The following is a 26,968-nucleotide window of genomic DNA, read 5'->3' as shown; positions in this document are numbered from 1 at the left end:
GCGTGGCGGGGGTGGGCCACGCCGTTCGCCGGGTGTGTAGCGGCTGCGCGGTCTGGTGGGTCTAGCGTGCCGGGTCCGCCTTGGCCTCGGTCTCGGCCTCGGCTGCCGGGATGGGCTGAGCGCCGCCGAAAACCTCCTTGACGAGCCTTTGCGTTGCCCGCTGGAACGCCGTGGCCATGGACAGCGCGGCGTCATCGACGTAATTCAGCGCGGCGGTCAGCGTCTTGCTGCCGTCGGGCGTGCTGTACATCAGCGCCGCGTGGCCCGCCATGCCGCCGTTGTGGGTGATGACGGTGCCGCCGTCCTCGCCCGCGTCCTGCACGAACACGCCCAGCCCGTAACCGGCCTTGGGATGCGGGGCGCACATCTCGGCCAGCAGCGGGGCCGGGAGCAGCTTGCCGCCCATCAGCGCGGAGATGAAGGTGTGGAGGTCCTGGGGGGTCGAGATCATGTCCCCGCCGGTGGAGATCCAGGAGGGGTTCTGGCGGGTGACGTCGACCGTCTCCTGCCGGCCGCCGTCCTCGTATCGGTAGTAGGCGTGGGCGTACGGCTCCGGGATGTCCGTGCGGGTGTCCGGAACCACGGTGTCCACCAGACTGAGCGGCGCCAGGATCAGCCGCCGCATCTCCTCGGCGAGCGAGCGGCCGGTGACCTTCTCGATCAGCAGTCTGACCAGGACGTAGTTGGTGTTGGAGTAGCTCCAGTCCGTCCCTGGCGCGAACCGCGCCGGCTTGGACAGCGCCAGCCGTACCAGGTCTTCCGGCCGGTAGGTCTTGAACCGGTTGTCCACCCACTCCCGGCCCGCGGTCGTGGCGGGAATTCCGGGTGCGAACGTCCCGTCGTCGTAGTACTCGCCGGTGAAGTTGAACACCCCGCTGGTGTGCTGCAGCAGCATCCGCACCGTGATCGCCCGGTCCAGCCCGTACTCGGGCAGGTAGCCGGCCACCGGGGCCTCCAGGTCGAGCGTGCCCTCGGCCACCAGCCGGAGGGCCACGGTCGCGGTGAAGGTCTTGGTGTTGCTGCCTATCCTGACGTGCCCGTTCACCGGCGGCTTCGCGGTCTCGCCCAGCTTGCGCACGCCGGCGGTGCCGACCCACTGGCCGTGCTCGTCGTGCACGTGCAGCGCCACTCCGGTGAAGCCGGATTCGGTCATCTCCTCGATGGCCTGCTGGAGTTCGGGGCGGGGGTGGTGGGGGAGGGGCATGGTGGTGGGCTCCTTCTGGGCTGTTGATCGTTGGCTGCTAACAGCTAGCCAGGTGCTAACTAGCTGTTGATAACTAGCTGTCGCGAATTTGCTGGGTGGTAAGTGGGGGACCGGCTGCTCCCGGGACGGGGCCTTCACAGGCTGCGGGCGGTGATGTCTCCGTAGGCGGTGGTGGCGTGGATGGCCAGGGCTGCGGTGGCGCCGTCGGTGTTGGTGAGCGCGTTGTGGATCCGGCCGTAGGAGGTGCCGGCGTCCAGGGAGGCGGAGACTCCGCGGGCGGCGCCGACCGCGATCTCGCCGTGCTCCGTGCGCAGCGTGACCGTGCCGCGTACGGCCTCGGTGACGCGCAGGCCGCCCTTCTGGGTGCTGATCTCCGCGGGTCCGTCCAGGCGGCCGACCGTTACGTCGCCGGACTTGAGGGCCAGGTGGGCGCCCGCGCACTCGTCCAGTTCGACGGAGCCCTGCTCGGCCTCGAAGGCGACGTCGCCGAGCCGTCCGATGCCCCGCAATTCGGCGAGGGCCGCCTTCGCCTCCACCCGGGAGCCGGCGGGCAGTTGGACCGTCACCTCGACGGACCCGGAGGGGCCGAGGATCCGGTTCTTCGCCGCCGGGGCCGCGATCCGCAGGACACCGTCGTCGTACGCGACCTCGATCTGCTCCGCCGCCTTCACGTCGCGGCTTTTGGCGGGGTCCGCGGGCAGGACCTCGACCGTGGTGTCGGCCTGGTCGGCGGCGATGAACCGGAGGTGGCCGGCGGGGATGTCGAGGACGGTGGTCACCGGGGCGGGGGTGTGGAACTTCTGCATGGTGGTCTCCTTCGGCTGTTTGTTTCCGGCAGACAGAAAGCTACGTTGCGTTCTCGACTGTGGCAACAGTGTGGTTGCGTCCAGGTGGTGAATTCGCAGGTGGCGCCCGGGAAATCGTTGCAACGGTTTAGGCGGCTAATGCAACAGGAGTATCCTGAGCGTTGCAATGAGGTGTGGGTGAACGCTAGCTCCATGGCGCCTCGAACCGTGAAGTGGGCGGGTGATGCCGGGAGCGGGGCTTGGTGCGCTGCCCCGGGGTGGTGGGCTTGGGCTGCTGGGCGCCGGGTTTTTCTGGACCTCGGAGTCAAGAATGGTGTTAGGGTGCTGTGCATGGGAAGGCCCAAGCAGTTCGATCCGGATGATGCTGTCGAGCAGGCCATGCAGGTGTTCTGGCGTAAGGGGTACGCCGCGACGACGCCGCAGGACCTGGTCGACGCGCTTGGGATCGGCAAGGGCAGTCTCTACAACGCGTTCGGCAGCAAGCACGCGCTGTTCGAGAAGGCGCTGGCCCGCTACCGGGACAGTCAGGCGCGGGCCCTCGTGGAGCTGTTGGAGGGGTCCGGGCCGGTGAAGGAGCGGTTGCGCGAGGTGCTGTGGATGCTCGCCGGGATGGACCTCGCCGATCCGAACCGCCGGGGCTGCTTCGCCGTGAACACGGCCGCTGAACTCGCCGGTGCGGACGAGGCCGCCACCGATCTGGTTCGCCGGATGTTCGACCGGACCGAGGAGGCGTTCCGGGCCGTGGTCGAGGAGGGGCAGCGGTCGGGGGAGATCGCGCCCGGCCGGGACGCCCGGGCGATCGGGAGTCTGCTGCTCAGCGCCACCGTTGGCCTCCGGCTGCTGGCCCGGGTCGCCGAAGGGCCGGAGCGGCTCGCCCGGATCGTCGACGCCACGATCGACGCACTCTGAGAAAGGCCACCGGCAGGTCGGCCGGGGCGGCCTTTTCGGCGCAAATTTTGTACCCGCAGGTCAAGAATGTACAAGTCAACAACGACTTCGAGGATGTGGACCGTCGTGCAGCTCAACCTCACCGGTAAGACCGCCGTCGTCACGGGCGCCAGCCGCGGCATCGGGCTGGCCACCGTCCGAGCCCTGATCGAGGAGGGCGTGCGAGTCGTCGGCGCCGCGCGCACCATAACGCCCGCACTGCGGGAGAGCGGGGCCTGTGCGGTCTCCGCCGACCTGGGGACTGCGGAGGGTGTCGTCGCCCTGATGGACCGCGCCCTCGCGGAGCTGGGCGGGATCGACCTGCTGGTCAACAATGTCGGCGGCGGGGACGCCGTGGAGCCGGCCGGCTTCCTGGACACCGACGACGCCCAGTGGTCCGCGGTCCTCGATCTCAACCTGATGAGCGCGGTGCGTACCAGCCGGGCCGCACTGCCCAGCCTGATCGAGCGGCGGGGAGCGATCGTCAACGTCTCGTCCATCAACTCCCGGATGCCGGCCGCCGGCCCGGTCGCCTACAGCGCGGCGAAGGCGGCGCTGGCCGCCGTCGGTAAGTCGCTGGCCGAGGAGTTCGGGCCGCGGGGCGTACGCGTCAACACCGTGTCGCCGGGCATCGTGCGGACCGCCATCTGGGAGGACCCGGACGGCTTCGGCGGCAAGGTGGCGGCGCTCGCCGGTGCGGAGCACGGCGCGTTCCTGGAGCGGCTCCCCGAGGCGTTCGGCATCACCACCGGGCGGATCACCGAGCCGCAAGAGGTGGCGGCGCTGATCACCTTCCTGCTCTCCGACGTGGCCGGGAACATCACCGGCGCGGACCACGTCATCGACGGCGGAACGGTCAAGACGCTCTGAGGGACGGTAGGTGGTGCGGGGTGGTTCCCCGGCACGATCCTGGGAACTGAGCGGCCGGCTCCCTCTTGCCGTTTGACCTTCATGTTGGTCGAAGCCCGACAATCGCCGCCATGGACGACGACGGGGAATTGCTGGGCATCGGTGCGTTCGCGCGCAGGGTGGGTCTGGCGCCGAGCGCACTGCGCTTCTACGACGACTGCGGGCTGCTCCGGCCCGACCGGGTGGACGACGCCACGGGCTACCGCCGCTACGGGTCCGGGCAGACGGATCGCGCGGTGCGGCTGCGGCAACTGCGTGCGGCCGGGATGCCGCTGGTGGACGTTGAGACCGTTCTCGACGGGCCCGAGGAGGCGGCCCGAAGCGTACTGCGGGCGCACCTGGAGCGGACCCGGCGAGCGGCGGACGAGGCGCGGGCCGTGGTGGCGGGCTTTCTGGGTGAGACGCCCGGGGAACCGGTCGGTGGCAGCGGTGTGGCGCGGGCGTGGGTCGACGGGCCCGAGCTCGCCAGCGCGGTACGGCAGGTGGCGCCCGCGGCGGCGACCGGGGCGACGGCCGCGGAGTTCCCGGTGCTGGGACGCGTGCTGTGCGAACTCGACGGCGGTGAAGTCCGGTTGGTGGCGACGGACCGCTATCGGCTGGCGGTCCGGGGGCTGCGGCCGGCGGCCGTCGAGGGCGGGCCGCGCCGGGCGCTGATCCCGGCGGAGAGCGCCCGGCGGCTGGCCGAGTGGGCGGTGCGGCAGATGACGGTCGAGGTGGAGTTCCCGGACGCGGCGAGTGCCCCGGACGGCGTGCGGGTGCTGCTGCGAAGCGGGCAGGAGCGCTGGGAGGACACCGGGTGGGACGTTGCCGGAACGGTCCGGGCGGAGGCGTTTCCCGACTACCGGCTGATGCTGTCCGGGCTGGCAGCGGTACGGCAGCGCCTGATCGTGGACCGGACCGGGCTGCGGGAGGCGGTGGTGTCCCAGGGCGGTGGCGTTCCTACTGGTGCGGTGTCGCTGGCGTTCGGAGCGGGTGCGGAAGGTTTTGGCGACGGGGTGCTGGTGGTGACGGGTGGGGCGGCGGGCTCGGTACGGCTGCGCGCGGTCCCGACCGGGCCGGGGCTGCGGATCTCCTTCGACCCGGCGGTCCTGGTGCCGGCCCTGGAGGCGGGGGTGGGGCCCGATGTGCTGCTGGAGATCGCCGCGGCGGACCAGCCGGTCGTCGTCCGCTCGGCGGATCAGGGGAGTTTCACGACGCTGGTGATGCCGGGGCGGGATGCCTGACGGTGCCGCGAGTGCAAGAGAAGGAGAGTCATCGGATGGATGCGGAACTGCCGGTGGTGCGGCTGTGCGTGGCGGGCATGCGGGCCGAGGCGGAGGGACGCGCCGAGGCGGCGCGGGAGCTCTTTCAGCAGGCGTGGGGCGGTGCCCGCGACGACTACGAGGCGTGCATCGCCGCGCACTACCTCGCCCGGCACCAGTCCTCGCCGGAGGAAACCCTGCGCTGGAACCAGGAGTGCCTGGACCGCGCCGACCTGGTCGCAGACGAACGGGTCCAGGGCTTCTACCCGTCGCTGTACGTGAACATGGGCAAGGCGTACCAGCAGCTCGGCCAACTCGCCCTGGCACACAGTTACTTCAGGCGGGCAGCGGAGCGGGTCGCGGACGCGCCGGAAGGCCAGTACGCCGACTGGAACCGGTTCGCGGTCGCGGAGGGGCTGCGGGACACGGCGGGGGCGGCGGCCGACGAGGGCGATGGCGCGCCCGCCGCTGGGCGAGGGAGCGCCGAGGGGGACGCCGAAGGGCTGCTCCGGGGCCTCTTCGCGCGGTGGTGCGAGCGCGGAGACCTCAAGGCGCTGGGGCTGACGCTGCCGGCGTATCTGGGAAACCTGGATACGGACGAGGACCGGGTGCGGCTGCGGAGTGCGCTGCACATGGTGCATGCGGCGCGCTGGTTGCCCGAGGAGGAGCAGACCGCCTTGGAGAAGGCGATCGGGGCGGTGGCGGCACCGGCGCCGTGAGCGGGCGGGCCGGTCGGCGATGTTTCACGTGAAACGTCGGGCCGGGCTGCGAGGGCGCGTTGTTTCACGTGAAACAAGGGCGGCCGTAGAGGGGGCCGATGTTTCACGTGAAACGGAGGATCGGCTGGGCTGGCCGGTGTTTCACGTGAAACGAGGGCCGGTGCGGCATGGGGATGTTTCACGTGAAACCAAGGCGAGGTGGCCGAGGCCATGTTTCACGTGAAACCGAGGGGAGTTGGCCGAGGCCATGTTTCACGTGAAACATGGCGCGTCAGGTGGTGGGAGCTGGGCAGGATGGCGGCGCGGTGGGCAGGGGACCGCCGTTGGGCATGATCGGCTGAGCTGAGGCGGCCGGGTGGAAGACTTGTGGAGGAGCGTCATGACGGTCGTGGAGCCCGCGGAGTCGCCGGAGCCCGGATCGCGCCGGGGCGGGGTGCCCGAGGTGATTCCGCGCGGCGGGGCGGTCATCGACACGGGCGAGGGGTACGAGGAGTTGCTGCCGCAGACCCGGCGGGCGCTGCTGCGACGGCTGGCGCTCGCACAGACCGAGGGGCGCGCCCCGTCGATGACGGCGGCGGTCGTCCGCGGCGGCCGGGTGGTCTGGATGGGCGCCCGCGGTGCGGTGGACGGGGCGGTGCCACACGGTGATGTGCAGTACCGGATCGGTTCGCTGACCAAGACCTTCGTGGCCGTGCTGGTACTCCGGCTGCGGGATGAAGGGCTGCTGCGGCTGGACGATCCCCTCGGCTCGTATCTGAAGGATCTCCCGCGGCCCGACGTCACGGTCGCCCAACTCCTCTCGCACAGCGCCGGGTTGAGCGCGGAGCCGCGTGGTCCGTGGTGGGAGCGGACGCCGGGCGAGCTGCGGCCCGAACCGGCCGATCTCTTCGGCGAACGGCCGCGTCCGCACCCGGCCGGCCGGCGCCACCACTACTCCAATCTCGGCTATGCCGTCCTCGGGGCGCTCGTCGAGCGGCTGCGGGACGGGACGCCGTGGGGGGAGGTACTGCGGCGCGAGGTGCTGGAGCCGCTGGGAATGGCGCGTACGTCACTGGGCCCGGAAGACCCGCACGCGGATGGCTGGGCGGTGCACCCGTGGGCCGACGCGGTGCTGCCCGAGCCCGCTCACGACACCGGGCTGATGGGCCCGGCCGGGCAGCTGTGGTCCACCGCGGAGGACCTGTGCCGGTGGGCGGCGTTCCTGCTGCGCGGTGACGACCGGGTGCTGAGCGGGGCGAGCCTCGCCGAGATGCGGACCCCCGCGGTGCCGCCGGAGGGCGATGGCTGGAGCGCGGGGTACGGCCTGGGCGTGCAGCTGCTGTGGAAGGGCGGGCGCCGGCTCGCGGGCCACACCGGGTCCATGCCGGGATTCCTGGCCGCGATCTGGGTCGATACGGACCAGGACGTGGCGGCGCTGGCCCTGGCGAACTGCACCTCCGGCGTTCCGATCGGCACGGTGGCCGCCGACCTCCTGGAGACCGTGGCCAGCAGCGAGCCCAGGATCCCGGAACCCTGGCGCCCGCTGCCCGGACCGGTGGACGAGGAGCTGCTGGCCCTGAGCGGCCCCTGGTACTGGGGTGCCAACCCGTTCGCGCTGCGGCTGACGGGCGGGCGCGGACTGGAGCTGACGGCGCTGACCGGCAACGGGCGCGGCTCACGCTTCCGGGCCGAGTCCGACGGCACCTGGGCGGGGCTGGACGGCTACTACGCGGGGGAGACGCTGCGGGTGGTGCGGGCGCCGGACGGTTCGGTCAGCCACTTCGACCTGGCGACGTTCGTGTTCACCCGGGGGCCCTACGAGCCGGCCGGACCGGTCCCCGGCGGCGTGGACCCGCAGGGCTGGCGGGGCGCCCCCTGACCACCGCGCCCGCTTCGCGGCGGCCCGGCCCGGTGTGCTCAGGCCCGTACGGCGGGGCAGGTGCGGCCGGACGTACAGTCGAGCGAGATGTCAGGAGCCGCCGCAGTGCGCGGCTCGCTACCGCTGGAAGGCCACTGTGACTGCCGTGACTGCGAACGCCGACGCCCCGGTTCTGCTCGATCTGCCTCCGCTCGACGCCGCCCGTTTCGCCCGGATCGAGGACAAGGTCGCCGTGCTGATGCGCACCCGCTGCGACATCGTCATGACCCAGGGGGAGGCGCTGCTCCCGCTGGAGGCGAGCATCCGCTCGGCGGTCCGGCCCGGCAGCACCGCGCTCAACATCATCACCGGCCCGTACGGCGAGACGTTCGGCGGCTGGCTGCGGTCCTGCGGCGCCGAGGTGGTCACCCTCAGCGCGCCCTTCACCGCCGCGGTCTCGGCCGAGCAGGTCGCGGCCGCGCTGCGGGAGCATCCCGAGATCGACTTCGTCAGCCTGGTGCACGCCGAGGCGGCCACCGGCAACACCAACCCCGTCGCCGAGATCGGCGCGGTGGTGCGGGAACACGGGGCGCTGCTGATGCTCGACGCGGTCGCGTCGGTGGGCGCCGAACCGCTGCTCACCGACCAGTGGGGCGTGGACCTGTGCGTCATCGGCGGGCAGAAGGCGCTGGCCGGACCGGCCGGGGTCTCCGCGGTCTCGGTCAGCGAGCGCGCCTGGGAGCGCATCGCGGCCAACGAGCAGGCGCCGCGGCGCTCGTACCTCTCGCTGCTGGACTGGAAGGAGCGCTGGATCGACGCCGGGCGCACCGCCCTTCCGCACGCCCCGGCGCAGCTGGAGATGCTGGCGCTGGAGCAGGCCGTGGACCGGATCGAGGAAGAGGGACTGGACGCGGCCATCACCCGGCACCGGGCGGCCGCGGTAGCCGTGCGGGCAGGCGTGGCGGTGCTCGGCGGGCCGGTGCCGTACGTGATCCGGGACGAGCACGCGGCGCCGGTCGCCACCACGCTGCGCACCCCGGCCGGGGTGGACGCCCGCGAGGTGGTGTCGGCCGCGCTCGCCGCCGATGGCGGGGTGCCGGTGCAGGCCGCCGCCGGTGCGCTGGCGGCGGAGATGATCCGGGTGAACCACTACGGGCGGGCCGCGGACCGCGCGGTGGTGCTGGCCTCGCTCGCGGCGCTGGCGACCGGCCTGCGAGCCCTGGGCGTGGCGGTCGACGAGGACGCGGCGGCCGGTGCGGCCGGCGCGGCCTGGGACGCGGTCGTCACCGCGGCCTGACCCGTGCCCGCTCGCTGATACCCGTCCGGCGGGGAGCCCTCGTCCGGCGAGGACCCCGCCCGGCGGGCCCTGTACGGCCGGATGCGCCCTAACAGCAGGGCAGGGGTGGGTCTGTTTCACGTGAAACAGACCCACCCCTTTTTGCTGCGCGCGGACCACTCGCCACGCCCCCCGCCCGTTCCCCTCCGCGACGCGACCACGACCGCCACCGTGACCGCGGCGCGTCCCGCCGCTCCCCAGCACGCCGTCCACCGTCCGCCATCCGTCGTCCACCGCTCACCGGCGCGCCCGCCCGTCCCGCGTGCCGCTCCGTACGCCTGCTTTTCACCGGTCCATAGAATCGGAATGATCAACCCGGTTCTTCCCTCCGGGTGCGGAGTGCGGAGGAGCCAGGCGGTGGCAGGAAGCGGATGGCGGACGGATGGGCGGCCAGGGACCGTCCGGGCGGACGCCCGGCGAAATCGCGCGCTCGTACTCCAGGCGGCCCGATCCGCTTTCCAGGAACGGGGGTTGGGCGTACCGCTGGGCGAGATCGCCCGGCGCGCGGGGGTCGGGCCGGGCACGGTCTACCGCCACTTCCCGACCAAGGAAGCGCTGTTCAGGGCGGCGGTCCAGGACCGGTTGCGGCTTTTCGCCGATACCGCGGCGGATGTGGCCGATGCCGAGGATCCCGGCGGGGTGTTCTTCCGCTTCCTGGCCTCGGTGGTGCGACTGGCCGCGCCGGACCGGGCCCTGTGCGAGGCGCTGTCGGAGGTGGGAGAGGCCCCGGCGACGGAGGATGAGGCCCCGCCCGGCCCGGACCTGGAGTTCCTGACCGCCCTCGGCATTCTGCTGGCCCGGGCCCAACAGGCAGGCGCTGTAAGGGAAGACGTCGACCTGGACGACGTGCGGGTGCTGCTGGCCGGATGCCTGACGATGGAGCGCCGGCGGTCGGCCGGACAGGGGGCGGCGGGCCGGGAGTGGGACCCGGCGGGCCGGGAGACAGACCTCAAGACGGCCCCGGAGGCCGACCTCGGAGCGGCGCCCGGGGCACCCGTGGGCCGGATGACGGCCCTGATGCTCGACAGCCTCCGTGCCGGCCGGAACGTAACGGAACTCCCCTCCGTGGCCCGGAACCGTAACGAAACCCGGTGCCGGGTGTGCGGTACGGCGCTCGCGGCGGCCCGTACCGGCCGGCCCGCGCGGTACTGCGGCGGGGCCTGCCGGCAGAAGGCCCACCGGGCGCGTCGGCAGGTTCCGTCGTAGGCCCACCGGGCGCGCCGCCAGCAGCCGTCGTAGGCGCGCCGGACGGGCCCCTGCCCTGCTGACCGCCGTTCGCCCCGTCAGAGCGAGAGCTTGAAGCCCAGGTGGGACGCCTCGAAGCCGAGGCGTTCGTAGAAGCGGTGGGCGTCGGTCCGGGTGGCGTCGGAGGTGAGCTGGACGAGCCGGCAGCCGAGCTTCCGGGATTCCGCGACGGCCCATTCGATGAGGACGGTGCCCAGCCCGGTGCCACGCTCGTCGGCGTGCACCCGCACCGCTTCGATGAGCGAGCGCGTGGCGCCGCGCCGGGAGAGGCCGGGGATCACCGTGAGCTGGAGGGTGCCGACCACCCGGCCGTCCTGTTCGGCGACGACCAGGTGCTGGTGCGGGTCGGCGGCCACGGTGGCGAAGGCGGCGCGGTAGGGCGTCAGGTCGTCGGGGGACTCCCGGCTGGCGCCCAGGGGGTCGTCGGCGAGCATCGCGACGATGGCGGGCAGATCGGCTTCGGCGGCGCGGCGTATGACGAGATCGCTCATGGGCGCGACCCTATGCCGTGGACCCGGCCCGTCCCGATGGCCCGGCGGCCGGCCGCCCGACCGCGTTACGCCGAGGTACCCAGCGCCCGGACCGCGGTCACCAGCGGCGCCAACTCCGGCCGCCCGGCGGCGTCCTGGAGCGACTCGCGCAGAGCGGTGTCGTGGGTCGGCCGGGCCTCCTCCAGGAGGCGCAGGCCGTCCGGCGTGACATTGGTGTAGATGCCGCGCCGGTCGTCGGGGCAGAGGTACCGCGAGAGCAGTCCGCGGTCCTCGAGCCGGGTGACCAGGCGGGTGGTGGCGCTCTGGCTGAGCACCACCGCGTCGGCGACCTGGTGCATCCGGAGGTGGCCGCCCGGCCCGTCGTGCTGCTCGCTGAGCACGTTGAGGACCGAGAACTCCCGCACGCTCAGGCTGTGCCGGGCCTGCAGAGCCCGCTCGATATGCGACTCGATGCGGCCGTGCAGCGCGGAGAGCGCGCACCAGCCCTGAGCCAGGCCCCCCGGAGCGGCCTCCGGCGCCCCCGCCGTCTCCCGCGTCCGCTGCGTCGTCCCCTGGGCCCGCTCTGCGGTCTCCCGCGTCCGCTCCGCCATCGCCGACCTCCTCCTCCGTCGTACGACCAGGGTAGGCCACAAACGAAATATCCCGCGCTTGCAACTAACCCGCGTATGCAATTAATGTGGGCGCTCGTTAAGGATGGACGCAATCAATCGGAGGGACCCATGCCTCTCGCTCTCCTGGCGCTCGCCATCGGAGCCTTCGGGATCGGAACGACCGAGTTCGCGGTCATGGGCCTGCTGCCCGACATGGCGGCCGGCTTCGGTGTGTCCATCCCGCTCGCCGGCTACGCCACCACCGTCTACGCGCTCGGCGTCGTGGTCGGCGCGCCCCTGATGACCGCGCTCGGCACCCGCTTCACCCGCAAGCAGATGCTGATGCTGCTGATGGGGCTGTTCGTCGTGGGCAACCTGCTCACCGGCCTCGCGCCCACCTTCGGGCTGGTGCTCGCGGGACGGGTCGTGTCGGCGTTCACCCACGGCGCGTTCTTCGGCATCGGGTCCCTGGTGGCAGCCGACCTCGTCGCCCCGGAGAAGCGGGCCGCCGCGATCTCCCTGATGTTCAGCGGTCTGGCCGTGGCCAACGTGGTGGGCGTCCCGGCCGGCACCCTGCTCAGCCAGCAGTTCGGCTGGCGTACCACCTTCTACGCGATCGCGGCGCTGGGCGTCCTGGGGCTGCTCGGCATCGTCAAGCTCGTCCCGGCGCAGCGGGCCCGGGCGGCCGCCCGGATCGGCAGTGAGCTGGCGGTCTTCCGGAACCCGCAGGTGGGCCTGGCGATGCTGATGACCGTGCTCGGCTTCGGCGGGGTCTTCGCCGCCGTCACCTACCTCGCCTCGATGATGACCGAGGTCACCGGCTTCGCGCCGTCCTCCGTCGTCTGGCTGACCGCGGTCTTCGGCCTCGGCCTGGTCGGCGGGAACCTGGTCTCCGGCCGCTTCACCGACCGCGCCATGATGCCGATGCTGTACGCGTCGCTGACCGGTCTGGCCGTGGTGCTGGCCGCGTTCACATTCACCGCGCACAACAAGACCGCGGCGATCGTCACCGTCGGGCTGATCGGCTTCTTCGGCTTCGCGACCGTGCCGCCGCTCCAGAAGCGGGTGCTGGACCAGGCGGCCGCCGCGCCCACCCTGGCCTCGGCCGGCAACATCGCGGCATTCAACTTCGGCAACGCGCTGGCCGCCTGGCTCGGCGGCCTGGTGATCTCGGGCGGGCTCGGGCTGACCGCGCCCAACTGGGTGGGCGCGCTGATGACCATCGCCGCCCTCGGGGTGGCGGTGCTGGCCTCCTTCCTGGAGCGCCGGCAGCCGGGCCGCGGCCAGGTGGTCGCCGCGGGCGGCCCGTCCGCGATCGCGGAGCAGCCCGTACCGGCGGCGCGCGGCTGAACGGCGGCGAAGCGAAGCCCGGCTCCGGGACGGAAGCCCCGCCGGAGGCCGAAGCCCTAGCCGGGAGGAGCCAAGCCCCACCCGTAAGCCCCACCCCGGAACACGCTCTTCCGGAAGCCCGTCCCGGTAGTGAGCCCGTGCAGCACCGCGGCTCTACCGGGACGGAGGCCGTGTCCCCCTGGGGCCGCCACCCGGAGCCCGTTGCCCAGAGGCCCCCCGCCGACCGTGGCCCGGGGCCGTCGATCGCCCAGGGCCGTCGCCCGGAGACCGCCCCACCACCCTCACCCGTTCACCCCCGCGCCCCCAACCCCACCCCCTAGGCTCCGGCCATGACCAAGCTCCACCTCTTCGACATGGACGGCACGCTGCTCCACGGGTCCGCGGCCGCCGTGGAGATCTCCCGCCAGCTCGGGCTGGACCGGGAGATCGCCGCCCTGGAGCAGGCGTTCGCGGCCGGGTCGCTGACCCCGGTGGGCTTCGCGCGGCGGGCCTGCGACCTGTGGGCCGCCCAACTGACCGAGGCCCAGGTGGCGGCGGCCTTCGAGGGCGCGCCGTGGCTGTCCGGCATACGGGAGGTATGGGCCGATATCCGGGCGCGCGGGGAGCGGTGTGCCGTGATATCCCTCTCGCCAGGCTTCTTCGTCGAACGGCTGGTGGCCTGGGGCGCGGACACCGCGCACGGCTCCCGTTGGCCCGCGGTGCCGATCCGGGAGCCGCTCGAACCGTCCGGCATCCTCTCGCCGGCCGCCAAGGTGCGTATCGCCGATTCCCTGTGCGCGCGGTACGGGCTGACCCGGGACGACTGCGTGGCGTACGGCGACTCCATGTCGGACGCCGAACTCTTCACCGTGGTACCGGAATCGGTGGCGGTGAATGCCGATCACCATGTCAGCGGGCTGGCCACATATGCGTACTCCGGCCGCGATCTGCGCGAGGCATACGAACTGGTGCGTACTGGCGGGTAATTCGGCGGACCGTGTGCTTTTCATGGTGGATTCGTCCGCTGTTGTGCAAGGAAAACGCGGTCCGTGGCGAGGATCACGGTTATTGGCGGGCGTCCGCCGGGTGTTCCCGGATCGGGCTTGTGGTTTGAAGTCCTGCCGGTATGGTCGACTCCGGCTCGGCGGGGGCGGCGGTCCCCGTGGGTGCGCGGGCGGTGGCCAAAGCCCGCCAGCCTAGCGGGTGAGCGGCCCGTGGCGCCCGGACTTCCGGCAATTTGTCCGGTGCGACGAGCCGGGTGGCATGCTGACGGAACGGCATCTGCGCCGCTTGCTGCAAGGAAGTGCAATGTGTCCGCTTGAGTGGGTGTTGCCGGAGTTGCTCGAGTCGCTGGGAAATTCCGGCAGGGCGGGGGAATTCCGGGCAGTTCCGTCAGCGGAACGGCAAAGACAACCGAAAGACGTTCGAGGCGAGGCAGACCATGGACGCTCCGACCACCACGTCGGCCGATAGCGGCTCTTCCGGCGGCAGCAGTGGCGATTGGGGCTGGTTCACCCCGCCGTCGAAAAAGCCCGCGGAAGATCAACAACACCGGCAGAATTCCGCTGATGCCCGGCAATCGGCGCACGAGGGCGACGCCGGGCCGGGCGAACGGGAGGAAGCGGAACGGATACCCAGCCGGCCCGTCAGCCCGATACGCCCGGTCGGCACCGCCGCCGAACGGGTGCGCGAGCCCGCGGCGCAGCGGGTGCCGCGCCAGGGCCCGCTGACGGACCGGGAGTCCCACCTGCCCGCCGCCGCCACCGCGCCGCCGGCGTCCGCCGCCCCTCCCCGCGCGGCCGAACCGGAGCCGGTCCACGAGCCCGCCGCACGATCCCCGTACGAACCGGCCGCTCCTTCCCCCTTCGAACCAGCAGCACCGGCCCCGTACGAGCCCGCCGCGGCGTCCCCCTTCGACGCCTTCGGCATCACCCCCCCCCCCGCCACGGGCACACCAAACGCCCCCTCCGCCCCCTCGGCATCCGTCGGTGCTCCGCCCCCGCCCGGGCCTTCCGCCACCTCCGCACCCCCGAGCCCTCCCCCATCCCCCACCCCAGAGCCCTCCCTCGCCGCGCTGAAAGCCGCTGCCTCCCCCGCCACGGCCGCCTCTCCCGACGCGCTGCTGATCCGCCGCACCATGGCGGAGATCGAGCCGGTGGCCGACAAGGTCACCTCGTACTTCTACGCGCTGCTCTTCGTCCAGCACCCCGACCTGCGGGCGCTCTTCCCCGCGTCGATGGACGTCCAGCGCGACCGGCTCTTCCGGGCGCTGCTCACCGCCGCCCAGCACGTCGACGATGCCGAGGCGCTGACCGCGTACCTCTCCCGGCTGGGCCGCGGGCACCGCAAGTACGGGACCCGGCCCGAGCACTACCCGGCGGTCGGCGAGTGCCTGCTGAGCGCGCTGTCCCGGTATGCCGCGGCCGCCTGGAGCCGGGAAGCCGAGGGCGCGTGGGTGCGCGCGTACACCGCCATCTCGCAGATCATGATCGACGCGGCGGCCGAGGACGAGGCGGTCGCGCCGGCCTGGTGGCAGGCCGAGATCGTCGCGCACGAGCTGCGCACCCCGGATACCGCGGTGGTGACCGTCCGCCCCGATCAGCCGTACCCGTTCCGTGCCGGCCAGTACACCAGCCTGGAGACCCCCTGGTGGCCGCGGATCTGGCGGCACTACTCCTTCGCCTCCGCCCCGCGGTCGGACGGCCTGCTGTCGTTCCACGTGAAGGCGGTCCCGGCCGGCTGGGTCTCCAACGCGCTGGTGCACCGCGCCCGCCCCGGTGACGTACTGCGGCTCGGCGCACCCGGTGGCACGATGACTGTCGACCACTCCACCCGCAGCGGGCTGCTGTGCGTCGGCGGCGGCACCGGCATCGCCCCGATCAAGGCGCTGGTCGAGGACGTCGCCGAGCACGGCACCCGGCGCCCGGTGGACGTCTTCTACGGCGCCCGCAGCGACCACGACCTCTACGACATCGAGACCATGCTGCGGCTGGAGCGGACCCTCCCCTGGCTCTCGGTGCGCCCGGTCGTCGCCCACGGGCCGGGCACGCGCGGCGGGCCCGCCACCCTGACCGGCCAACTCCCGGACGCTATACGCCAATTCGGCCCGTACCGGGAATACGACGCATATCTTTCGGGTCCGCCGGGGCTGATCCGCAGCGGTCTGGCGGCCCTGGTGGGAGTCGGCGTCCCGTCCGACCGGATACGGCACGACTCCATCGACGAGCTGGTATCGACGGGAGACTGAATCCTTGGCAGCAGACGGTGATTACGGCTGGGCGGGGGAGCCCGGGGCGCCGCACGGACCGGGGTGGCGGCCCGGGAGCGACGGTGAGCACCTGGTGCAGCAGCGGCTCGGCACGACCGGGCGGGCCGACCGCTTCTACGCCGACCAGGTGCTGGACCATCTCAACACCCGGATGCGGGAGTTCGTGGCCCGCCAGGAGATGTTCTTCCTGGCCACGGCGGACCGGCACGGCGAGTGCGACTCCAGCTTCCGGGCCGGACCGCCCGGGTTCGTCCAGGTATTGGGCGAGCAACTGCTGGCGTACCCGGAGTACCGCGGCAACGGCGTGATGGCGTCGATCGGCAACATCTCCGAGAACCCGCGGCTGGGCCTCCTCATGATCGACTTCACCCGCGACCGGATCGGGCTGCACGTCAACGGCCGGGCCAGGGTCGTGCTGGACGAGGAGATGCGGGCCCACTACCCCGGTCTGCCGGTGGACCCCGTACCCGGACGGCGGGCCCAGCTGTGGGTGATGGTCGAGGTCGAGGAGGCGTACATCCACTGCGCCAAGCACATACCGCACCTCCAGAAGGCTCCGGCCCATGGGCGGGGGCCGTCCTGGGGCACCGACGACATGAAGCGCAAGGGCGGCGACTTCTTCGGATCCGCCGCGGAGGCGGACCGCCGCCCGCCCTTCCGGCGCCCGCAGCAGGTGAACGCGCATCTGCGCGGCGGCCTGCACGAGGACGTGCCGCCGGACCCGGCGGTCGGCCCGGACCCGGCCTACGTGCCCAGGGCGCGGCCGCCGCTGCGCGACGACGTGGCCGCGCAGCTGAACGGTGAGTTCCTGGACCGGGTCGAACAGGTCCTGGCGCGCGCCCGCCCGCGCCGCTCCGCGGAGGACTCCGCGGGCTTCCGCGGCTGGTTCGACCGCCGCGACGCCTGAGCCGGGGGCCGCTGGCGACGGGGCGGGGTCGGCGGTCCCTAGCCGAGATCGGGGGCGTGCATCGCCCGCACACCCTCGATATTGGCGTCCAGATAGTGCCGCAGGGACAGCGGGACGACGTCGACCGAGGCGATCCCGACCCGGGTGAAGGGCACCCGGACGATCTCGTACTCGCCGCACGGCTCGTCGATCTCGGGGCCGTGCCGGCGGGACGGATCCATCGAGTCCAGCCGGCAGACGAAGAAGTGCTGGACCTTGACGCCGTCCACCCCGCCGTCGGCGAGGTGCTCGACGGTGTCGACGAAGACCGGCACCACATCGGTGACCTTGGCGCCCAGCTCCTCGTCCAGCTCGCGGTGCAGGGCCCCGATGACCGTGGCGTCGTCCGGCTCCACACCGCCGCCGGGGGTGATCCAGTACGGCGCCCGGCCCGGTTTGGTGCGCTTGATCAGGATGAGGTCCGCTCCGTCGAGCAGAATCGCGCGGGCGGTGCGTTTGACGACTGGCCGTACGGTCATAGGGGACAGATGCCGCAGACACCGGCGGGTGAAACCCCTGTCCCGCGGCCCCGTCACCAGTCCGCGGCGGTGCGCAGCAGCCACTCGTGCGCCCGCGCGATGTGCGGCAGCCCCAGCGTCCCGGTCCGTACGGCCAGGAAGTAGGTCCGCAGCGGGGGCACCGGCGGGTCGAGGAGGGCGACCACCGCGCCCCCGGCGAGCGCCTCGGCGCACAGGTAGCGGGGCAGCACGGCCAGCCCCGCGCCCGCCGTGACGCAGGCCAGCACCGCCCGCAGATCGCCGGCGACGACGGCTGCGGCGCCGGTGGGTTTGGCGTCGAAGACGGCGGCCCAGTAGCGGGCGATCAGCGGCAGGCTCTCGTGGACCTCGACGAGCGGGACCGGGTCCAGCGCGCGGACACCGCGGGCGCGCAGGCCGTCGGGGCCGCCCAGCCGGTCCGCCCAGCGCGGCGCGGCGATAAGGACGTGTTCCTCGTCGCAGAGCGGGGTGGCGGTGAGAAGGCCGCCGCGCGGGCGGGCGGTGGTCACGGTCAGATCGTGGTGGCCGGCGGCCAGGCCGTTCAGCAGCTCGTCGGCGGCGCCGAAGGCGGTCCGTATGGACAGGCCCTGGGCGATCAGCGGGCTGAGGGCGGGTAACGCGCGCTCGGCGGTGAACTCCGGCGGGCCGCCGAGGTGGAGGGTGCGGGTGGGCGAGTCCGGGTCGAGGCCGGCCTCGGTGATCTCGGTGAGCGCGTCGAGATGGGGCGCGGCCTTGTGGGCGAGTTCGTCGCCGAAGGTGGTCGCGGTGACGCCGCGGGCGCAGCGTACGAAGAGCGGGCGGCCCAACTGCCGCTCCAGCGTGCGGATCTGGCTGGTCACCGCGGGCTGGGAGAGCCCTAACAGCGCCGCGGCCCGGGTGAAGGAGCCGGCCCGGTGGACCGTGACGAAGGTACGCAGCAGTGACAGGTCCATCGCGTACCTCCTGCGCCCTTGGAAGCCTGGTCGCGGGCCAACGATAAATTTGTCGATAGGGCTGTGTCGCTAGCGTGATTGGACACTGACGCTCAGTCAACTAGCCTTGTAAAAGCGGTTCGTTTCACGTGAAACACGCGGCTCGTTTCACGTGAAACATCGGTCCGAGACGCATCCGGACCGACCCTGGAACCGCCGGCCGGCAGGGTGACGAGGGGGGATACCCTGCCGGCCCTTACCCGTAGGTCGCTCACCTGCGGTCTCGCGCCGCGTGGGCAGGTACGGCCGGCTCGGCTCACCCCGCCCGCGTCACCCCAGCGCCGCGTCCAGCGCGGCCACCACGTCCGCGACCAGGTCCTCGGGGTCCTCGACGCCGACCGAGAAGCGGATGAACCCCTCCGGTACCGCGTCGCCGCCCCAGCGGGCGCGGCGCTCGGCGGTGGAGCGTACGCCGCCGAAGCTGGTCGCGTTGTCCACCAGCGTCAGCGCGGTCAGGAACCGCTCGGCGTGCGCGCGGTCGGGGAGGGCGAAGGACACCACGCAGCCGAAGCGTCCGGGAAGCATCTGCCGGACGGCGAGGGCGTGCGCGGGGTCGGCGGGCAGACCGGGGTGGCGCAGCCCGGTGACCTCGGGGCGCTCGGAGAGCGCGGTGGCCAGGGCCAGCGCGCCGGCCGCCTGCTGGCGGACGCGCAGCGCCAGCGTGGCGAGTGAGCGGTGGGCGAGCCAGCTCTCCATGGGGCCGGGGATCGCGCCGACCGTTTTGCGCCACAGCCGGACCGCGTCGGCCTGCGCGGCGTCCCGGGTGCTGACGTAGCCGAGCAGGACGTCACCGTGGCCGGTCAGCGCCTTGGTGCCGCTGGCGACCGAGAAATCCGCGCCGAGGTCCAGCGGGCGCTGGCCGAGCGGGGTGGCGAGGGTGTTGTCGACCGCGACCAGGGCGCCCCGGGCGTGGGCCGCGTCGGCCAGCCGCCGGATGTCGCAGACGTCGAGGCCGGGGTTGGCGGGCGTCTCGATCCACAGCAGCCGGGCCCCGTCCAGCACGCCGAGCTGGGCGTCGCCGGCGGTGGGTGCCGTACGGACCTCGATGCCGTAGCTCTCCAGGCGGGTGCGGACGGCGGGCAGGAGCTGGTAGCCGTCGGCGGGCAGCACCACCGCGTCACCGGTGCGCAGGTGGGAGAAGAGCACGGCGCTGATCGCCGCCATCCCGGAGGCGAAGGCGACGGTGTGCGCGGGGTCGTCCGGGGACTCCAGCTCGCCGATGGCGGCTTCCAGCCGGGTCCACGTGGGGTTGGTGTCGCGGCCGTAGGTGTACGGGCCGGCGGCCTCGCCGGGGAGGTGGTAGTGGGCGGCGAACACCGGTCCGGGCAGGGCCGCTTCGCAGGCTTCCGGCTCGGGGAGGCCGGCCCGTACCGCGCGGGTGCCATCGCCGGTCATGCGCTCTCCTTGTGGTGGGGGCGGTGCGGGCCCGGCCGGGGCTCGGCGGGCCCGGGGTTTCCGGAGGTGACCTCGGCGCGGACCGCCTCCAGGAGGCCGTCGCAGGCCGTCTCGATCATGTCCAGGCACTCCTCGAATCCGGCGTAGCCGCCGTAGTACGGATCGGGGACGTCGAGTCCGGCGGGATCCGTAACCGGCCCGGCGCCGACGGCGTACGAGCGCAGCAGGCGGACCTTGGCGGCGTCGTCAGGCGTCGGCGCGAGCCGGCGCAGTTCGCGCAGATGGCCGGAGTCCAGGGCGATGACGAGATCGAGGCGGGCGAACCAGGAGGCGCGGAACTGCCGGGCGGTGTGCGCGCACGGATATCCGGCGGCGCGCAGGACGGCGAGGGTGCGGGGGTCGGCCGCTTCGCCCTCGTGCCAGCCGCCGGTGCCGGCGCTGCCGGTCTCGACCAGCCCGTCGAGCCCGTCCTCGGCGACCCGGGAGCGGAAGACGGACTCGGCCATCGGCGAGCGGCAGATGTTGCCGGTGCAGACGAAGCAGACGCGGTACGGGGAGGTCAAGCGTCAGTCCTTGTCGGGGAGGATCACATGCATCGCCCAGGCGACGATCGAGACGATCACGCCGCCGAGCAGGGCCGTCCAGAAGCCGTCCACATGGAACGCGAGGTCGGCCTTGCCGGCGAGCCAGGAGGTCAGCAGCAGCATCAGCGCGTTGACGACCAGCGTGATCAGGCCGAGCGTGAGGATGAAGAGGGGGAACGAGAGCACCTTCACCACGGGCTTGACCAGGAAGTTGACCAGCCCGAAGATCAGCGCCACCAGGATCAGCGTGAGCACCTTGCGGCCGGTGTTCTCACCGGTGAGCGTGATGCCGTTCAGCAACCAGATGGCCACGGCCAGGGCCGCGGCGTTGGCGAGCGTCTTGACCAGGAAATGCTTCATGGTGAGATCGTCGCAGACGACTGCGAACCGGTGAGAGGTGCGAACGGGATGAAGGCTTTCCGACTGGATGAACTTGAAGCGGAACGGGTCGCGAACGACGGCGCGTATCTGCAGTTCCTCCGGGAGCGCACCATGTCGGTGGGGCTCTACGCGCTGGACGCCGGCTCCGTCGACCCCCAGCAGCCGCACCGCCAGGACGAGGTCTACCTGGTCGTGAGCGGTCGCGGGGCGATCACGGTGGGGACGGAGACGGAGTCGGTGGCGCGCGGCAGCGTGGTCTACGTGCCCGCCGGGGTACCCCACAAGTTCCACCACATCAGCGAGGATCTCCGGGTCGTGGTGGTCTTTTCTCCACCCGAAAGCTGAGGGACGGACCCCGGAACCCGTAAGGGTCAGCTCAGGGGTGAGCCGGGGCTGCCGGGCCCCCGCGGCGGCCTTGCGCGCCCTAGCATCGTTGGTGCGGAGGGGAAGAGCCCCGGACGCGAAGCGGCGGACGCGCGGGGCGCGGACGGTGCCACGGCGCGGCGGAGACCGGCAACGCAGACAGAAAGCAGGGCAGAACAGTGGCTGGTAAGGGGATACTCGCAGGCATTCCGTGGTGGGTCACCTGGGTTGTGGTGCCCGTCATCCTGATCGTGGTCTTCGGCGGGCTGCTCGCCACCGCCCTCGGCTTCCTGATCAGCCTGCTCTTCAAGGTGCTGATCGCGGCGGCGCTGATCGCCGGTGTCATCTATCTCGTGCGCAGGTTCAACGGCTCCTCGTCCTCCTCGTCCAAGAGCGACTGGTAGGCCGAGGCCCTGACCGGCCGGCCCGGTCCGGCCCGCACCGTCCGATGACGCCCTGACCCGCCCGCCGGGACAGGGCGTCCGGCGTTCCGGGGGTGCGTGGTGCGTACGCCCCGCCCTTCCGGGCCGCCCGCCGACACTCCGTCCCCGGGGAGTCGAACGCGGTTCGGAACGGCCCCAGCCCACCGCCCTGTGACGGCCGGCGCGTCGGGGAGTACGGCCAGTTCAGCGGGCGTGTGCGGCCCGGCGCCCAGGGGCAGGCGAGCAAGGGGAGCGGGCGATGGCAGGGCAGCTCCCGGCCTTCCGGCTCCGTATGAGGAGCCTCCCGGCTAAAGTGCGGAGCGCAGGCGTCTTCCGGATGCTGACGTTCCGGAAAATACCGAGTGCTCGGGCCGGGCGTCGTGGCGGACGTCCAGGGAGACGCGCGGCCGCGGGACCACGGTGCTCGGACCTGGGGGTTGGCGATGGCGATCGGCAACGGCGCGTCCGGCTCGCACCCCACCCTGATCGGGTCGGTGCAGCGGGCGCTGCGCCTCCTGGAAGCGGTGGCCGCGCACACCGGCGGGGCGCCCGCCAAGCAACTGGCCCGAGAGGCCCAGCTGCCGCTGCCCACCGCCTACCACCTGCTGCGGACGCTGACGCACGAGGGCTATCTGCGCCGGGAGAACGGCGTCTTCGTGATCGGCGAGGGGGCCGAGTGCATCGGCCGGGCGGGGGCCCGGCGGCGCCAGCGCCGGCAGCTCGCCGACACCCTCGCCCTGGCCGGCCGCCGGCTGGGCGCCGCCGTCTACTTCGCCGTCTACCGCGAGGGCGAGGTCGAGGTTGTCGCCATAACCGACGATCCGGCCCGGCCGCCGGTCGAGGAGTGGGCCGATTTCCGCTCCACCGCGCACACCCACGCGATCGGCCAGTGCCTGCTGGCGCAGCTCGACGAGACGGCCCGCAAAGAGCATCTGACCCGCTATCCCGTGCAGTCGATAACGCCGTTCTCGGTCCGCTCGGAGGACGATCTGCTGACCCGGCTGGCTACGGTGCGTCGCGGCCAGGTCGCGTACGACCGGCAGGAATATGCCCTGGGCACGGTGTGTTCGGCCATCCCGATCCGGGTCGGCTCGGTCGCCGCGACGCTGGCGGTGTCCCTTCCCGCCGACGAAGTGCGCCGATTGCAAGCCGTTACGGATCGACTACGCAATATGGCGGAGACGGTGCTAACGACACTCGCCTTCTCTATCAGTATCTGAAAACTCACTCCTTGTGATCTGCTGGGAGGTGGCCGACGATGGCGTCACTAGGGCGTCCGGGGGCGATTCCCGGCCATCTGCGATCAAGTGCGGGGCAGAGGTTGATGAACGACACGGTTCAGGCAGAAGTGATCATGAGCTTCCTCGTCTCGGAGGAGCTCGCCTTCCGGATCCCGGTCGAGCTGGATTTCGACAGCGCCGATCCCTACGCCGTCCGGCTCACCTTCGACCTGCCCGGCGACGCGCCGGTGACCTGGGTGTTCGGGCGGGAGCTGCTGCTGGACGGGCTCAGCCGGCCGGCCGGCGAGGGCGACGTCCGGGTCGAGCCCACCTCCACCGAGCATCTCGGCGACGTCTACATCAGCCTCCAGGTCGGCGCCGAGCGGGCCCTCTTCCGGGCCGGCGTGGCACCGCTGATCGCCTTCCTGGACCGTACGGACCGGCTGGTCCCGCTCGGCAAGGAAGAGGTCTGCGACACCCTGGAGGCCGCCCTGGACCGCATTCTGACCGAGGCCCCGGCCGGCTGACCCCGGCCGCCCGCCGGCCCACCCGCACTGTGCCGCCACCGCCCCACCCGGCCGGTACGCCGGCCACCGCTGCCCGCGCCTGCTCGCTTCCGTGCCCCCGCCACTCCCCCGCTCCCGCCCTCGCCCCGCTCAGTGCTTACGGCGCCGACCCCGCCCCACCCGTCGCCCGAGCCCCGCGCGTTGCCCCGGCACCGCCCGCCGCCCCTGCCCCGCGCGCCGGCCGCCTCCGCCGGGGCCCGACCGCGCCGCCCGGGCGCCGTCCGGTCCCGGGCGGTCCGCCGAGACCACCAGCGCCGCCAGCAGCGTGGTCACCGGCACCGAGGCGACCAGCCCGATGCTGCCCACCAGCGTGCGGACGATCTCCTCCGCCACCACCTCGCTCGTGGCCACCGTCCCGACACTGCTCCGCGCGATCGAGAACAGCAGCAGCAACGGCAGCGCGGCGCCCGCGTAGGCCATCACCAGGGTGTTCACCACGGACGCGATGTGGTCCCGCCCGATCCGCATCGCGGCGCCGTACAGCGTGCGCCAGCCTGCCGCCGGGTCCGCCTCCTTCAGCTCCCAGACGGCGGCGGTCTGAGTCACCGTCACATCGTCGAGGACGCCCAGCGAACCGATGATGATCCCCGCCAGCAGCAGCCCGCGGATCTCGATGTCCGGGTACAGCCCGTGCACCAGCCCGGTCGTGTCGTCGGTGTTCCCGGTCAGCAGCGCCCAGCCGGTGAACACCGAACCCAGCAGGCCGATGAGCAGCAGCGAGGCGAGCGTGCCCAGCACCGCCACCGACGTACGGGCGGTCAGCCCATGGCACAGGTAGAGCGCGACGAGCATGATCGCGCTGCCGCCGACCACCGCCACCAGGAGCGGATCGGAGCCCTGGAGGATCGCCGGGAGGATGAACAGCGTCAGCAGCCCGAAGCTCACCGCCAGCGCGACCAGCGCCAGCACCCCGCGCAGCCGTCCGATGACCACGACCGCGGCGGCGAAAATCGCGGCCAGGACCCACATCGGGACGGTCCGGTCGACATCGCTCACCGCGTACTGGAGTTCCTTGGGCGCCTTGGGGGAGTAGGAGACGACCACGTCCTGGCCGGTCGTGTAGCGCCGCAGCGCGTCCGGCGTCACCACCGTCGTGAAGGTCCGCCCGGCGTTCTTCCCCGTCGTGACCTTGATCGTCGCCTGCTCGCAGGGCTTGTTCTCGGAAGCTCCCGCGGACGGTGCCCGGCCGCCCGGTCCGGGCTGCTGCGGCTGCTGTTCGGCGTGCACCGCAGCGCAGTCGACCTCCTCGACGGTGACCACCCGGGCCTTCTCGGTCGGCTGGTCGAAGCCCACTCCGGACGGCTGGTGCGGGGGCGCGCCGCCGGGCCAGAGAACGAGCAGACCGACCGCCACCGCGGCCGCGAACGGGATCAGGACCGCGGCGATGACGGTGCGCAGATGCCGGGAGACGGGTGCGGCCGGCCCGTGGCCATGGCTGTGGCCATGGCTGTGACCGTGGCCGTGCGGGCGCGCGGGAGCGTCGGAGGAGTGCCGGTCTTCGGGAGGGCTCACCGCCCGATCATCGCAAGAAGCGGTGGGCCCCCTGTTCACACTGCCGTACCGGCCGCTACCGTGGTGCCACCTTTGCAATCGCGGGAGCTCGGAGCACCGGGCTGAGAGGGCGCTGACCTCCGTCCCAGCGATGTTTCACGTGAAACGTCGAACGGTTTCACGTGAAACATCGGATGACGGAAGCCGCTGCGTCGACCGCCGAACCTGTTACCGGGTAATGCCGGCGTAGGGAGTTGGGTCTATATGACTCTGCAGGATGCACGCACGCCTGAAAACGGTCCGGTCGACGGCGAGAAGCCGCAGATCGGCTGGCACAAGGGCTATGTCTCCGGATCGCGCCCCGATCTGCGGGTTCCGGTCCGGCGGGTGCACCTCACCAACGGCAAGGACGTGACGCTCTACGACACGTCAGGTCCGTACACCGATCCCCAGATCGAAACCGACGTCCGCCGCGGTCTGGCACCGCTGCGGGAGAACTGGATCATCGCCCGCGGCGACACCGAGGAGTACGCGGGCCGCCCGATGCGTCCCGAGGACGACGGGATCAAGCACACCGCACCGCGCGGTGGCCTCCGCAACCTCGACGCGGTCTTCCCGGGCCGCCCCCGTCAGCCGCGCCGCGGCCGGGACGGCGCCGCGGTGACCCAGCTCGCCTACGCCCGCCGTGGCGAGATCACCGCGGAAATGGAGTTCGTCGCGCTCCGCGAGAACGTCTCCCCGGAGTTCGTCCGGGACGAGATCGCGGCCGGCCGCGCGGTCCTGCCGGCCAACATCAACCACCCGGAGATCGAGCCGATGATCATCGGCAAGAACTTCCTGGTGAAGGTGAACGCCAACATCGGCAATTCCGCGGTCACTTCCTCCATCGAGGAGGAGGTGGAGAAGATGACCTGGGCGACCCGCTGGGGCGCCGACACGGTCATGGACCTCTCCACCGGCCGCAACATCCACACCACCCGCGAATGGGTGCTCCGCAACTCCCCCGTGCCGATCGGCACCGTTCCGCTCTACCAGGCGCTGGAGAAGGTCGACGGCAAGGCCGAGGAACTGACCTGGGAGATCTACAAGGACACCGTCATCGAGCAGGCCGAGCAGGGCGTCGACTACATGACGGTGCACGCCGGTGTGCTGCTGCGCTACGTCCCGCTCACCGCCAACCGCAAGACCGGCATCGTCTCCCGCGGCGGCTCGATCATGGCGGCCTGGTGCCTGGCGCACCACAAGGAGTCGTTCCTCTACACCCACTTCGAGGAGCTCTGCGAGATCCTCGCGGCGTACGACGTCACGTACTCGCTCGGCGACGGCCTGCGCCCCGGCTCCATCGCGGACGCCAACGACGAGGCCCAGTTCGCCGAACTGCGGACCCTGGGCGAGCTGAACACCATCGCCAAGCGGCACGGCGTCCAGACGATGATCGAGGGCCCGGGACACGTCCCGATGCACAAGATCAAGGAGAACATCGACCTCCAGCAGGAGATCTGCGAGGAGGCCCCGTTCTACACCCTGGGCCCGCTCACCACCGACGTCGCGCCCGCCTACGACCACATCACCTCCGGCATCGGCGCCGCGATGATCGCCTGGTGGGGCACCGCGATGCTCTGCTACGTCACGCCCAAGGAGCACCTCGGCCTCCCGGACCGCGACGACGTCAAGACCGGCGTCATCACCTACAAGATCGCGGCCCACGCGGCCGACCTCGCCAAGGGCCACCCGGGCGCCCAGGAGTGGGACGACGCGCTCTCCGACGCCCGCTTCGAGTTCCGCTGGGAAGACCAGTTCAACCTGGCCCTCGACCCGGACACCGCCCGCGCCTTCCACGACGCGACCCTCCCCGCCGAACCCGCCAAGACCGCCCACTTCTGCTCCATGTGCGGCCCGAAGTTCTGCTCGATGAAGATCAGTCAGGACATCCGCCGCGAGCACGGAGGCGCCCTGGCGGGCGGAGCGGAGGAAGCGGAGGCGGGAATGGCGCAGAAGTCCCGGGAGTTCGCGGCCTCGGGCAACCGCGTGTATCTGCCGATCGCCGACTGAGCGGCTGAGCGGTACCCACCGGGCGACCGGGCGGGGCGGGCCGAGTGGTCCGCGCCGCCCGGTCGCCGGCTGCGCAGCACAACCGGAGGTCAGGCCCCGAGTGCCTACTCCGGCCGGTGTTCCGGGCCGCCGTAGTCCGGGCTGGTGAAGTGGGGGCGGGTGTAGCCGAGGGTGGGGG

At 72.2% G+C, this 26,968-nt stretch carries 26 protein-coding genes and 1 riboswitch; of the genes, 16 read left to right on the top strand and 10 right to left on the bottom strand.

Features of this window, described 5'->3' with window-relative positions; all coding sequences use genetic code 11:
• Positions 1-61 precede the first annotated feature (61 nt).
• Entirely contained in the window at positions 62-1,204 is a 1,143-nt protein-coding gene (locus ADL22_RS31410; protein WP_066987646.1) for a serine hydrolase domain-containing protein, read from the bottom strand.
• A 134-nt stretch (positions 1,205-1,338) separates the two neighbouring features.
• Positions 1,339-2,010 (bottom strand): DUF4097 family beta strand repeat-containing protein, encoded by a 672-nt coding sequence (locus ADL22_RS31405; RefSeq protein WP_066987644.1) that lies wholly within the window; start codon positions 2,008-2,010, stop codon positions 1,339-1,341.
• A gap of 330 nt (positions 2,011-2,340) precedes the next feature.
• On the opposite strand from ADL22_RS31405, the gene ADL22_RS31400 reads away from it, so the two are divergent.
• The 7 genes from ADL22_RS31400 to ADL22_RS36765 all read left to right on the top strand — a co-directional run bounded on the left by ADL22_RS31400 (position 2,341) and on the right by ADL22_RS36765 (position 10,185).
• Positions 2,341-2,919 carry a TetR/AcrR family transcriptional regulator gene (locus ADL22_RS31400; protein WP_066987654.1) on the top strand — a complete coding sequence of 193 codons (579 nt, stop codon included), beginning with the start codon at positions 2,341-2,343 and terminating at the stop codon, positions 2,917-2,919.
• A 105-nt stretch (positions 2,920-3,024) separates the two neighbouring features.
• Positions 3,025-3,807 carry an oxidoreductase gene (locus ADL22_RS31395; RefSeq protein ID WP_066987652.1) on the top strand — a complete coding sequence of 261 codons (783 nt, stop codon included), beginning with the start codon at positions 3,025-3,027 and terminating at the stop codon, positions 3,805-3,807.
• Between the two features lie 110 nt (positions 3,808-3,917).
• Positions 3,918-5,069, top strand: a complete 1,152-nt coding sequence (locus ADL22_RS31390) for a MerR family transcriptional regulator (protein ID WP_066987642.1) — start codon at positions 3,918-3,920, stop codon at positions 5,067-5,069.
• Between the two features lie 35 nt (positions 5,070-5,104).
• The gene (locus ADL22_RS31385) at positions 5,105-5,806 is read left to right on the top strand and encodes a hypothetical protein (RefSeq protein WP_066987640.1); all 702 of its coding nucleotides are present in this window, start codon (positions 5,105-5,107) and stop codon (positions 5,804-5,806) included.
• A gap of 379 nt (positions 5,807-6,185) precedes the next feature.
• A complete protein-coding gene (locus ADL22_RS31380) occupies positions 6,186-7,664 on the top strand; it encodes a serine hydrolase domain-containing protein (protein ID WP_079064576.1) in 1,479 nt (492 codons plus the stop codon).
• Between the two features lie 136 nt (positions 7,665-7,800).
• A complete protein-coding gene (locus tag ADL22_RS31375; protein WP_066987638.1) occupies positions 7,801-8,940 on the top strand; it encodes a pyridoxal-phosphate-dependent aminotransferase family protein in 1,140 nt (379 codons plus the stop codon).
• A 510-nt stretch (positions 8,941-9,450) separates the two neighbouring features.
• On the top strand, positions 9,451-10,185 hold the full coding sequence (locus ADL22_RS36765) for a TetR/AcrR family transcriptional regulator (protein WP_066987636.1): 735 nt from the start codon (positions 9,451-9,453) through the stop codon (positions 10,183-10,185).
• 77 nt (positions 10,186-10,262) lie between these two features.
• Here ADL22_RS36765 and ADL22_RS31365 read toward each other — a convergent pair whose 3' ends face one another.
• Together ADL22_RS31365 and ADL22_RS31360 are read right to left on the bottom strand one after the other, a co-directional pair.
• Complete coding sequence (locus ADL22_RS31365; RefSeq protein WP_066987634.1) at positions 10,263-10,715, bottom strand: GNAT family N-acetyltransferase; 453 nt, start codon at positions 10,713-10,715, stop codon at positions 10,263-10,265.
• 65 nt (positions 10,716-10,780) lie between these two features.
• Positions 10,781-11,305: a MarR family winged helix-turn-helix transcriptional regulator gene (locus ADL22_RS31360; protein ID WP_066987632.1), complete on the bottom strand. Its 525-nt coding sequence runs from the start codon at positions 11,303-11,305 to the stop codon at positions 10,781-10,783.
• A gap of 129 nt (positions 11,306-11,434) precedes the next feature.
• On the opposite strand from ADL22_RS31360, the gene ADL22_RS31355 reads away from it, so the two are divergent.
• The 4 genes from ADL22_RS31355 to ADL22_RS31340 all read left to right on the top strand — a co-directional run bounded on the left by ADL22_RS31355 (position 11,435) and on the right by ADL22_RS31340 (position 16,809).
• Entirely contained in the window at positions 11,435-12,655 is a 1,221-nt protein-coding gene (locus ADL22_RS31355) for an MFS transporter (RefSeq protein ID WP_066987629.1), read from the top strand.
• A gap of 329 nt (positions 12,656-12,984) precedes the next feature.
• Positions 12,985-13,620 carry an HAD family hydrolase gene (locus tag ADL22_RS31350; RefSeq protein WP_066987627.1) on the top strand — a complete coding sequence of 212 codons (636 nt, stop codon included), beginning with the start codon at positions 12,985-12,987 and terminating at the stop codon, positions 13,618-13,620.
• Positions 13,621-14,771: 1,151 nt separating this feature from the next.
• Positions 14,772-15,881: a globin domain-containing protein gene (locus ADL22_RS37055; protein ID WP_420711614.1), complete on the top strand. Its 1,110-nt coding sequence runs from the start codon at positions 14,772-14,774 to the stop codon at positions 15,879-15,881.
• Positions 15,882-15,975: 94 nt separating this feature from the next.
• Complete coding sequence (locus ADL22_RS31340; RefSeq protein WP_066987623.1) at positions 15,976-16,809, top strand: pyridoxamine 5'-phosphate oxidase family protein; 834 nt, start codon at positions 15,976-15,978, stop codon at positions 16,807-16,809.
• Positions 16,810-16,847: 38 nt separating this feature from the next.
• Here ADL22_RS31340 and ADL22_RS31335 read toward each other — a convergent pair whose 3' ends face one another.
• From ADL22_RS31335 to ADL22_RS31315, 5 genes are all read right to left on the bottom strand, one after another.
• Positions 16,848-17,327 carry an NUDIX domain-containing protein gene (locus ADL22_RS31335; RefSeq protein ID WP_066987621.1) on the bottom strand — a complete coding sequence of 160 codons (480 nt, stop codon included), beginning with the start codon at positions 17,325-17,327 and terminating at the stop codon, positions 16,848-16,850.
• Between the two features lie 53 nt (positions 17,328-17,380).
• Entirely contained in the window at positions 17,381-18,277 is an 897-nt protein-coding gene (locus ADL22_RS31330; RefSeq protein WP_066987620.1) for a LysR family transcriptional regulator, read from the bottom strand.
• A 309-nt stretch (positions 18,278-18,586) separates the two neighbouring features.
• Positions 18,587-19,711 (bottom strand): cystathionine gamma-lyase, encoded by a 1,125-nt coding sequence (locus ADL22_RS31325; RefSeq protein WP_066987618.1) that lies wholly within the window; start codon positions 19,709-19,711, stop codon positions 18,587-18,589.
• Positions 19,708-20,274, bottom strand: coding sequence for a low molecular weight protein-tyrosine-phosphatase (locus ADL22_RS31320; RefSeq protein ID WP_066987616.1), 567 nt, complete (start codon positions 20,272-20,274; stop codon positions 19,708-19,710). The genes ADL22_RS31325 and ADL22_RS31320 overlap by 4 nt, the downstream gene beginning before the upstream one ends.
• Before the next feature lie 3 nt (positions 20,275-20,277).
• On the bottom strand, positions 20,278-20,655 hold the full coding sequence (locus ADL22_RS31315) for a phage holin family protein (RefSeq protein WP_066987614.1): 378 nt from the start codon (positions 20,653-20,655) through the stop codon (positions 20,278-20,280).
• 48 nt (positions 20,656-20,703) lie between these two features.
• Here ADL22_RS31315 and ADL22_RS31310 point away from each other — a divergent pair, with 48 nt between their 5' ends.
• The 4 genes from ADL22_RS31310 (at position 20,704) to ADL22_RS31295 (ending at position 23,208) form a co-directional block, all read left to right on the top strand.
• Complete coding sequence (locus ADL22_RS31310) at positions 20,704-21,021, top strand: cupin domain-containing protein (RefSeq protein WP_066987613.1); 318 nt, start codon at positions 20,704-20,706, stop codon at positions 21,019-21,021.
• A gap of 197 nt (positions 21,022-21,218) precedes the next feature.
• Positions 21,219-21,443, top strand: a complete 225-nt coding sequence (locus tag ADL22_RS35585) for a DUF5326 family protein (protein ID WP_066987610.1) — start codon at positions 21,219-21,221, stop codon at positions 21,441-21,443.
• Positions 21,444-21,904: 461 nt separating this feature from the next.
• Positions 21,905-22,681: an IclR family transcriptional regulator gene (locus ADL22_RS31300; protein WP_066987648.1), complete on the top strand. Its 777-nt coding sequence runs from the start codon at positions 21,905-21,907 to the stop codon at positions 22,679-22,681.
• Positions 22,682-22,785: 104 nt separating this feature from the next.
• Positions 22,786-23,208 (top strand): SsgA family sporulation/cell division regulator, encoded by a 423-nt coding sequence (locus ADL22_RS31295; RefSeq protein ID WP_066987608.1) that lies wholly within the window; start codon positions 22,786-22,788, stop codon positions 23,206-23,208.
• A gap of 129 nt (positions 23,209-23,337) precedes the next feature.
• Here ADL22_RS31295 and ADL22_RS31290 read toward each other — a convergent pair whose 3' ends face one another.
• Positions 23,338-24,759, bottom strand: coding sequence for a YibE/F family protein (locus tag ADL22_RS31290; RefSeq protein ID WP_066987606.1), 1,422 nt, complete (start codon positions 24,757-24,759; stop codon positions 23,338-23,340).
• A gap of 70 nt (positions 24,760-24,829) precedes the next feature.
• Positions 24,830-25,008, top strand: a riboswitch (TPP riboswitch).
• Here ADL22_RS31290 and thiC point away from each other — a divergent pair.
• Complete coding sequence (gene thiC, locus ADL22_RS31285; RefSeq protein WP_066987605.1) at positions 25,003-26,790, top strand: phosphomethylpyrimidine synthase ThiC; 1,788 nt, start codon at positions 25,003-25,005, stop codon at positions 26,788-26,790. It overlaps the preceding riboswitch by 6 nt.
• Positions 26,791-26,968: the final 178 nt, after the last annotated feature.

Source organism: Streptomyces sp. NRRL F-4489, assembly GCF_001509485.1.
In the GTDB taxonomy this organism is placed as follows: Bacteria; Actinomycetota; Actinomycetes; order Streptomycetales; family Streptomycetaceae; genus Streptomyces.
The sequence above is the reverse complement of the archived record's forward strand: the minus strand, read 5'-3'. Positions and strand labels throughout refer to the sequence as shown.